We start from the raw sequence: 7,620 nt of genomic DNA on the forward strand, positions 1-7,620 counted from the left end.
GGCGGGCGGCCGGCCAGGCCCGGGCGCGCAGCCGGGCGGCCACCGCGGCGGGGTCGGCCCGCAGCAGCCAGTCGCGCAGCGCCTCGACCGTCTCGGTCAGCTCCGGCTCGATGGCGTCCGGGTCGGCCACGTCGATGCCGAACGGCAGTCCGGCGCGCAGCCGGGCGTCCTCGGCGGCGAGCGCCATCAGTTCCTCGACCAGGGCGTACCGGGTCAGCGCCCGGATGCCGACGGTCAGGTGCAGCGAGCTGGACTCCTGCGCCTGGGCGCTGTGCAGCCAGCCGCGCGGCAGGTAGAGCGCGTCGCCGGGTTCGAGCACCACGTCGAGCGCGGGCCGGCCCTCGGCGGTGGCGGAGACCTCGTCGGCCCGGCCGCCCCAGGGCTGCTTCTCCAGCGGGTCGGGCAGCACCGGCGGGTGGATCCGCCAGTGCTTGCGCCCGTCGACCTGGAGCACGAACACGTCGTGGGTGTCGTAGTGGGTGGCGAAGCCCTGGCTGCCGGCCGGGGTCAGGTAGGCGTTCACCTGCAACGGCTGGGCCAGCGCGGCGCCCAGGTCGCGGGCGAAGTCGACAAGCGCCGGCCAGGTCCGGTGCAGGCCCTGGAGGACCAGGGTGGCGCCGTCGGCGTACAGGGCCAGGATCTTCTCGTCGAGGACCTGGTCGTCGATCTCGGCGCCCGCGCCGCCGCCGCCGGTGTACCGCGCCGCCGGCACGAGCTGGCCGTCCTTGGCGACCCGCAGGAACGGGGTACGCAGGCCGCGGCGGCTGAGCAGCTCGTCGGCGTCGGCGGGGCTGAGCAGGTCGGTGAAGCCGGCCGGGTTGGGCAGCTCGGCCGCCCGGGACAGCAGCGGGCTGCGCCCCCAGTGGTCGGCGGCGAACTTGGCGGGCTCGACGGCCACGCAGCGGGCGAGGGCCTCGGTCGCGGAAGACGGAACCGCCGGGCGGCCGTGGCCACCCGGCGGGTCGATGTGCGCCATGGCGATCGTCAGGAGGCGCTGCCGTCGGCGCCGCCGTCGCGCTGGCCGGGGGTCGCACCACCGTCGGCCGGGCCCTCCGCGCCGCCGTCCGCGCCACCGTCCTGCTGGCCGGGGGTCGCACCACCGTCGGCCGGACCCTCCGCACCCCGGTCGGCGCCCTGGTCGGCGCCACGCTCCGCGCCCCGGTCGGCACCGCCGTCGGCGCCACCGTCCTGCTGGCCCGGGGTCGCGCCACCGTCGGCCGGACCCTCGGCACCGCCGCCGCTGGTGGTCTGCATGTCGTCGTCGTTGAGTGCCATGGGTGCTCCCTCGGTGTGCCGCCCCGTCGTCGGGGTCCGTGTGCAGCGGGTGGTACCCCACGCCCGATCTTCTCTAACCACACCGTAGACGCCCGGGCGCGGCCGCACGGACGGTTCGCCGGGCCCCGCCGCGGGTCACCCGTTGCGGCACGTCACGCCGCTGACAGTGCCCGCCGCCGGCCACGGCGCCGGTGCCCCGGGAGCCGGTGTCCGCGGGGTCGCCGGGCGGCGGGCGGCCGCGTCCGGTGCCAGGATGGCGGGGAGGGAGCACGCGGGAAGGGGGTGGCCGTGGGGCAGCCGGAGCCGTTGACGCCGCTGGCCGAGGACTGGCAGCGGGCGCTCGCCGTGGTGGCCCACCCGGACGACCTGGAGTTCGGCGCGGCCGCCGCGGTGGCACGCTGGACCGGGCAGGGCAAGCAGGTCGTCTACTGCCTGCTCACCAGCGGCGAGGCGGGCATCGACGGGATGCCGCCGGAGCGCAGCCGGGTGTTGCGGGAGGAGGAGCAGCGGGCCTCCGCCGCCGTCGTCGGGGTGGACACCGTGGAGTTCCTCGGCCTCCCCGACGGGCTCCTGGAGTACGGCGTGGCGTTGCGCCGCGAGATCGCCGCGGTGGTGCGCCGGCACCGCCCGGACATCGTGCTCACCAACAACTTCCGGGACACCTGGGACGGGGCGTACGCGCTGAACCAGGCCGACCACATCGCCTGCGGCCGGGCCACGCTGGACGCGGTCCGCGACGCCGGCAACCGGTGGATCTTCCCGGAGCAGCTCACCGACGGGGTACGGCCGTGGTCCCGGGTCCGCGAGGTGTGGGCGGCCGGCTCCCCGCAGGCCCGGCACGGGGTGGACGTGACCGCCAGCTTCGACCGCGGGGTGGCGTCGCTGCGGGCGCACGGGGCCTACCTGAGCGGGCTCGGCGACGGCGGTTTCGACGCCGAGGAGTTCCTCGAGGGGCTGGCCCGGCCGGCCGGCGGCCGGCTGGGCGTCCGGTACGGCGCCGCCTTCGAGGTCTTCCGGATCGACCTCGCCTAGGCGGCCGCGATGATCCTCGTCGGCACGTCCGGCTGGCAGTACCGGGACTGGCGCGAGCGCTTCTACCCGGCGAAGCTGCCGCAACGGCTCTGGCTGGAGCACTTCGCCGCGCGGTTCGCCACCGTCGAGGTGAACAACGCCTTCTATCGGCTGCCCGAGCGGGACACGTTCGTGGCCTGGCGGGACCGCACGCCGGACGACTTCTGCGTGGCGGTGAAGATGAGCCGCTACCTCACCCACATCAAGCGGCTGCGGGAGCCGGCCGAGCCGGTGGCCCGCTTCCTGGACCGGGCCACCGGGCTGGGCGACCGCCTGGGCCCGGTGCTGGTGCAGCTTCCGCCGACCATGCGGGCCGACCCGGCGGCCCTGGACGCGACGCTGCGGCTGTTCCCTGCCGACGTGCGGGTGGCGGTCGAGCCCCGGCACCCGTCCTGGTGGACCGACGACACCCGGCGCGTCCTGGAGCGCCACCGGGCGGCGCTGGTCTGGGCCGACCGGCTGAGCCGCCCGGTCACCCCGCTGTGGCGCACCACCGACTTTCGGCTACCTGCGGCTGCACGAGGGCCGGGCCCGGCCCTGGCCCCGCTACGGCCGGGCCGCGCTGGCCACCTGGGTGCGCCGGCTGGCCACCACCTTCCCGGCCGGCGAGCCGGCGTTCGTCTACTTCAACAACGACCCGGGCGGTGCGGCGATCGTCGACGCGGTGGCCTTCGCGGCGCTGGCCCGGCGGGCCGGGCTGCCGGTCACCCGGACGCCGCCGGCCCGCCCCGCCGGGGTGGCGGAGCGGGCCGGGGACGGGTCCGGTCAGGGAATCAGCTGACCGAGGTCCTGCGGCATGTTGGACTTCACGTCCTGCCACTCGCCCTGCGTCACGTGCCGGCGCAGGGTGTCCAGCACCACCTGCACCACCCGTTGCGGACCGCCCTCCACGTCGTACGGGAAGCCCTGGCGGACCTCGTAGAGGAAGTCGTCGCGGTTCAACTTGATCGGCACGTTCTCCGGCTGCCAGCCGTCGAAGTAGATGCCCCGCAGCAGCACCGGCAACTGTTGGGCGAACTCGGCGCTCTCCTGCACCGGCATCCGGTCCCGCAACAGGTGCAGCACCGTGCGCAGCGCCGCGTAGGACTGGTTGCGCTGCGCCTTCGGCCAGCCGTACGCCGACTCGATCTCCTTGAGGATCACGTTCGTCTTGTCCAGCGAGGACTCGAACGCGGAAATCAACTGCTCAGCCATCTGCCCACCCCCGTGCATCGGTTTCCCAGCGTCGGTCGTCGGTGCGTCCCGGCGGCCCGCTGGGCCCCCGCCAGAGCCGGGTCGGGCTGAACCGACCGGGCCGCGCGCCCCGCCGGGGCAGGTCGGACCTGCCGACCACGTGCAGCACCCCGCCGCGACGACGATCCGCTACGACCCGCACCGTCATGACCCCACCTCCTCCTCGGCCGCGCGGTCGTGTCGGTCGACGGACCGCGCACACCGTCCATGCTGCTGGCGCATCGGGTGAGGCGGCCTCACCCCGGGTGGGTGAACCGTCAGCCGGCGTCGAGCAGGCCCGCCAGGGTGGTGGCGTTGCGCTGGGCGTAGTCGCGGTAGCAGTTGTTCATGAGCACGTGGGTGCGCTCGGCCTCGCCGGCCAGCTCACGCAGCTTCGGCGCCCAGTCGCGCAGCTCCCGCTTCGAGTAGTCGTAGCCGAACTTCTCGTGGATGTCCTTGCTGGTCCACTTGTCGCTGTGGCCGTGGAAGCGGACCACCGCGAGGTCCGCAGTGGCCGCCAGCACCGGCGGTACGGAGGACTTGTGGCCCTGGGGCATGTCCACGCAGACGAACGGCAGTTCGTGCTGGCGCAGAAAGCCGAGGGTCTCCTCGGCGTTGTCGCCGTCGAACCAGGAGGCGTGCCGGAACTCGAAGACCGGGCGCAGCGGGTCGCACCGCCGCGCCACCTCGAGCAGGTACTGCTTGTTGTCCCGCCGGATGGTGAACCAGGGCGGGAACTGGAACAGGATGGCGCCCAGCTTGCCGGCCTCGACCAGCGGGTCGAGGGCGGACAGGAACCGGGTCCAGACCTCCTCGTACGCCTGCGGCGGCAGGTCGTCCGGGTAGACGTTCTTCTTCTCCGTCTCCGGGCGCAGGTCCTTGTAGAGCGCGGACACCCGGGTCGGGTGCCCGGTCAGCAGGCTGAACGCCTTGACGTTGAAGGTGAAGCCGGGCGGCGTGCGCTCCACCCAGAGCCGCGCGGTCCGCTCGGCCGGCGGCGAGTAGTAGGTGGCGTCCACCTCGACCAGCGGGAACTGCCGGGCGTACCAGGACAGCCGCTTCTCCGGGGTGTCGGCGCTCGCCGGGTACCAGCCGGAGTCGAGCAGGGTCGGGTCGGTCCAGGAGGCGGTGCCCACCTTGATGTCACCCATCTGGCGAGTCCACCGCTACCGGGACCGACCGGCAACCCGAATGTCTCAGGCCGCCCGCCGTTCCCGGGTCTGCTTGCAGGTCACGCAGGAGGTGGCGGACGGGAAGATCCCCAGCCGCTCCACGGGGATCGGCGCGGAGCAGCCCTCGCAGAAGCCGTAGGTGCCCTCCTCGAGCCGGGTGAGGGCGTGCTCGAACTGGGCGCGCCGGTCCAGGATGGTGCGCAGCAGGGACTGTGCGGTGTCCCGCTCGGCGGTCTTGGTGCCGCTGTCGGCCTGGTCGTCGCCGGCGGTGTCGCCGACCTCGACCAGCCGGAGCACCTGGCTCTGCAGCACGGCCTGGTCGTACTCCGCGGTCAGCTCGTCGTACCGCGACTTCAGGGACTGCCGGATCTGGTCGACCTCCGCCTGGGAGCGGCCCGTGGCTGTCGTGTCGTGGACGAGCATCGCTGCCTGCCTTTCCTGGGGCCTCATACCGTTCCGGGGCGGCGAGCGCCCCGGAACGTGGTCCGATGGATGTCCGGGTGAGATCACCCGTGCCTTGTGAGCCGGGCGATTACCCGCCCGCTCCACCGATCAAACCGGGGATTTCCGCGTTCTTCGTCGCCGTTCGTGCGCGGTTGTGCCGCTCGGACCGTGCCCGTCCCTGCCGCTCCGGCGTCGGTCGTCCGGAAGAGGGCGCTACGTCCGGGTCAGCCGCCCTCGACCAGGGCCGGGTGCCGCGGGTCGTCGGCCCGGACCACCACGTCGGCGAAGGAGGCCGGGTCGACCTCGTCGGCGTACCGGGCGAAGGCCGGCAGGGTCCAGCGCAGCTCCGGGTCGGTCCGCCGGTCCAGTGCGGCCGGGGAGAGCACCAGGTGGACGGCGACGTCGAACGGCAGGCCGCCGCCGAGCAGCAGCGCGCCGCTGACCAGGACCACCCCACCGGGCGGCAGCTCGACGTACGGGGCGCGGCTGGCCCGGTCGGCGGCGGCGTCCCAGAGCGACGGCAGCAGCCGCCCCGAGCCGTCGGGGCCGGCCGGGTCGAGCACCTCCCGCCGCAGGCCGGCCTCGTCGACCCAGCCCCCGTAGTACGCGTCGGGGTTGGTCCGGCCGTGCTCGAGGCGGATCGAGGCCGGCCGGAGGAAGTCGGCGGCCCGGACGTGCAGCACCGGGCGGCCGGCGGCGCGCAGCGGGTCGACCAGGGCGGCGGCGAGGGCGTCCGGCTCGGCGGCCGGCGGCCCGTCCACGGCCACCCGCAGCCGGCCGGGCACGGCGACTCCGGCGAGCCGCGCGGCCAGATCGGTGACGAGAAGCTCGGGCGTGATGGGGCGGACGCGCATCCGACCATCCTGCCCGGCGGCCCGGAGGGCCCACCACGCGATCCGCCGGGCGGTCGGGGCTACGTCCGAAAAGGGTCGGCACGTGGGGGCCGGACCCGGGGCGTCAGCCGGTGCGGTCGATGGTCACCCGGGCGTCGTCGGCGAGCCGGTAGCCGACGCCGTAGACCGTGGTGACGAGCGGGACGTCCACCCCGACCTTGCCGCGCAGCCGGCGCACGTGCACGTCGACGGTGCGGACGCCGGCGTGCTCGTAGCCCCAGACGGCATTGAGAAGTTGCAACCGGGTGAACACCCGGCGGGGGTGGGCGACGAGGTGCAGCAGCAGGTCGAACTCCAGCCGGGTCAGCGGCAGCGGCTCGCCGTCACGGAGCACGGACCGGGACGCGGCCAGGATGTGCAGGGTCGGGATCGTCGCCGCGAGCGGGCGCCCCGGGGAGCGGCCGGGCGGCGCCGGGTCGGGGCGGCGCTCCGTCGGGACGGCACCGGCGCTGATCACGGCGTCGCCGCGTTCGAGCAGCTCACGAGCCGCGTCCAGCAGCCGGCGGGCGGCCGGGGTGAGCGACTCCTCGCCGGCCAGCGGGATGTTCAGGGTGACCGTGAGCACCGGCGCCGAGGTGTTGGCGGGGCGACGCTGGCCGCCGGGGGGACGGCCCGGAACCGCGGGTTGGGACGTATGCCATCCGGCGCGCGACGAGGCGGGGCTGACCGACATGGTCCTCCTTGGCTGGTCCGGGTATCTCCCCACGGCCCGGGACACCGCTTCATCGATGCTTCCCGGCGCCTGTGCGAGGGTCAAGGGGCGACTGCGTTGCATGACTGTGACAATTGGCGAACACATCGCAGCCGCGTGCTCGCTCTCTGTACGAGGCCCGTTGATTACAGCAGAGCGTCGGGTTGACCCGGTACCGGGGGGGGTCCCCGCCCGGTTCACAATGGCCGGTGCTAGCCGGGCGGCGCGCGAACGTGAACGCGGCGCACCCGCGATCCGGGTGCGCCGCGCGCCGGCCGGGGCGGCCTCAGCGCTCGCCGTCCACCACGATCCGGGCCTCGTCGGCGAGCCGGTAGCCGACCCCGTACACGGTGGTCACCAGCGGCGTGTCGACGCCGAGCTTGGCCCGCAGCCGGCGCACGTGGACGTCCACGGTGCGGGCCACGGCGTGCTCGTAGCCCCAGACGTTGGCGAGCAGTTGCCGCCGGGTGAACACCCGCCGGGGATGTTCGGCGAGAAAGAGCAGCAGGTCGTACTCGATCCGGGTGAGGGTCACCTCGACGCCGTCGTGCCGGACCCGGCGGGTGCCGGTCAGGATGCGTACCGTGCCGGGCTCCTCGGCCCCGACGGGCGGCTCCGGCGGCGCGGCGGCGCGGCGCACGTCGAGCACCGTGCGGGCGGCCCGGTGCTCCTCGGGCCGGAGCAGGCCCTCGCCGGAGGCGGCGAGCTCGTCCAGCAGGTCGACCAGCCGGGCCAGGCCGGGCGTCAGCGCGCCGGCGCCCAGGTCGAGGGTGATGGTCAGGGTCGGGGCGGTACGCGGCCGGGGCGGGATCGCCCGGTCGGGGCGGCCCGGCCGGGCGGGACGGGAGGTGATGGCGACGAC

Annotated in this window: 10 protein-coding genes and 1 pseudogene; 3 read left to right on the forward strand and 8 right to left on the reverse strand. The window is 74.8% G+C overall.

Annotation, left to right across the window (positions count from 1 at the left end; all coding sequences use genetic code 11):
- Positions 1-976, reverse strand: a 976-nt coding sequence (locus tag B0E53_RS30790; protein WP_107079198.1) for a cupin domain-containing protein, incomplete at its 3' end; no start/stop codon positions are given.
- A gap of 8 nt (positions 977-984) precedes the next feature.
- Entirely contained in the window at positions 985-1,275 is a 291-nt protein-coding gene (locus tag B0E53_RS30795; protein WP_107079199.1) for a hypothetical protein, read from the reverse strand.
- 288 nt (positions 1,276-1,563) lie between these two features.
- On the opposite strand from B0E53_RS30795, the gene B0E53_RS30800 reads away from it, so the two are divergent.
- The 3 genes and pseudogenes from B0E53_RS30800 (at position 1,564) to B0E53_RS40295 (ending at position 3,127) form a co-directional block, all read left to right on the forward strand.
- Positions 1,564-2,307 carry a PIG-L deacetylase family protein gene (locus B0E53_RS30800; RefSeq protein WP_107079205.1) on the forward strand — a complete coding sequence of 248 codons (744 nt, stop codon included), beginning with the start codon at positions 1,564-1,566 and terminating at the stop codon, positions 2,305-2,307.
- A gap of 9 nt (positions 2,308-2,316) precedes the next feature.
- Positions 2,317-2,781: pseudogene (locus B0E53_RS40290) on the forward strand (DUF72 domain-containing protein); the annotation flags it as partial.
- Positions 2,782-2,860: 79 nt separating this feature from the next.
- The gene (locus tag B0E53_RS40295; protein ID WP_281492929.1) at positions 2,861-3,127 is read left to right on the forward strand and encodes a DUF72 domain-containing protein; all 267 of its coding nucleotides are present in this window, start codon (positions 2,861-2,863) and stop codon (positions 3,125-3,127) included.
- On the opposite strand, the gene B0E53_RS30810 is transcribed toward B0E53_RS40295, so the two are convergent.
- The 6 genes from B0E53_RS30810 to B0E53_RS30840 all read right to left on the reverse strand — a co-directional run bounded on the left by B0E53_RS30810 (position 3,112) and on the right by B0E53_RS30840 (position 7,539).
- Complete coding sequence (locus B0E53_RS30810; protein ID WP_107079200.1) at positions 3,112-3,540, reverse strand: DUF2267 domain-containing protein; 429 nt, start codon at positions 3,538-3,540, stop codon at positions 3,112-3,114. The two genes, B0E53_RS40295 and B0E53_RS30810, sit on opposite strands and share 16 nt — an antisense overlap.
- A 296-nt stretch (positions 3,541-3,836) precedes the next feature.
- Positions 3,837-4,709: a DUF72 domain-containing protein gene (locus B0E53_RS30820; RefSeq protein WP_107079201.1), complete on the reverse strand. Its 873-nt coding sequence runs from the start codon at positions 4,707-4,709 to the stop codon at positions 3,837-3,839.
- A gap of 45 nt (positions 4,710-4,754) precedes the next feature.
- Positions 4,755-5,153, reverse strand: coding sequence for a TraR/DksA C4-type zinc finger protein (locus B0E53_RS30825; RefSeq protein WP_107079202.1), 399 nt, complete (start codon positions 5,151-5,153; stop codon positions 4,755-4,757).
- A 245-nt stretch (positions 5,154-5,398) separates the two neighbouring features.
- Positions 5,399-6,028, reverse strand: coding sequence for a uridine kinase (locus B0E53_RS30830; RefSeq protein ID WP_107079203.1), 630 nt, complete (start codon positions 6,026-6,028; stop codon positions 5,399-5,401).
- Between the two features lie 103 nt (positions 6,029-6,131).
- Positions 6,132-6,740, reverse strand: coding sequence for a winged helix-turn-helix domain-containing protein (locus B0E53_RS30835; protein ID WP_107079204.1), 609 nt, complete (start codon positions 6,738-6,740; stop codon positions 6,132-6,134).
- A 304-nt stretch (positions 6,741-7,044) separates the two neighbouring features.
- Positions 7,045-7,539 carry a winged helix-turn-helix domain-containing protein gene (locus tag B0E53_RS30840; RefSeq protein WP_107079206.1) on the reverse strand — a complete coding sequence of 165 codons (495 nt, stop codon included), beginning with the start codon at positions 7,537-7,539 and terminating at the stop codon, positions 7,045-7,047.
- Positions 7,540-7,620 lie beyond the last annotated feature (81 nt).

This window comes from Micromonospora sp. MH33 (genome assembly GCF_003013775.1).
Lineage (GTDB): Bacteria > Actinomycetota > Actinomycetes > Mycobacteriales > Micromonosporaceae > Micromonospora > Micromonospora fulviviridis.

Coding starts and splice junctions, on each gene's coding strand:
- B0E53_RS30810 (WP_107079200.1), bottom strand. CDS start 3,540: ATGGCTGAGCAGTTGATTTCCGCGTTCGAGTCCTCGCTGGACAAGACG.
- B0E53_RS30820 (WP_107079201.1), bottom strand. CDS start 4,709: ATGGGTGACATCAAGGTGGGCACCGCCTCCTGGACCGACCCGACCCTG.
- B0E53_RS30795 (WP_107079199.1), bottom strand. CDS start 1,275: ATGGCACTCAACGACGACGACATGCAGACCACCAGCGGCGGCGGTGCC.
- B0E53_RS30835 (WP_107079204.1), bottom strand. CDS start 6,740: ATGTCGGTCAGCCCCGCCTCGTCGCGCGCCGGATGGCATACGTCCCAA.
- B0E53_RS30825 (WP_107079202.1), bottom strand. CDS start 5,153: ATGCTCGTCCACGACACGACAGCCACGGGCCGCTCCCAGGCGGAGGTC.
- B0E53_RS30830 (WP_107079203.1), bottom strand. CDS start 6,028: ATGCGCGTCCGCCCCATCACGCCCGAGCTTCTCGTCACCGATCTGGCC.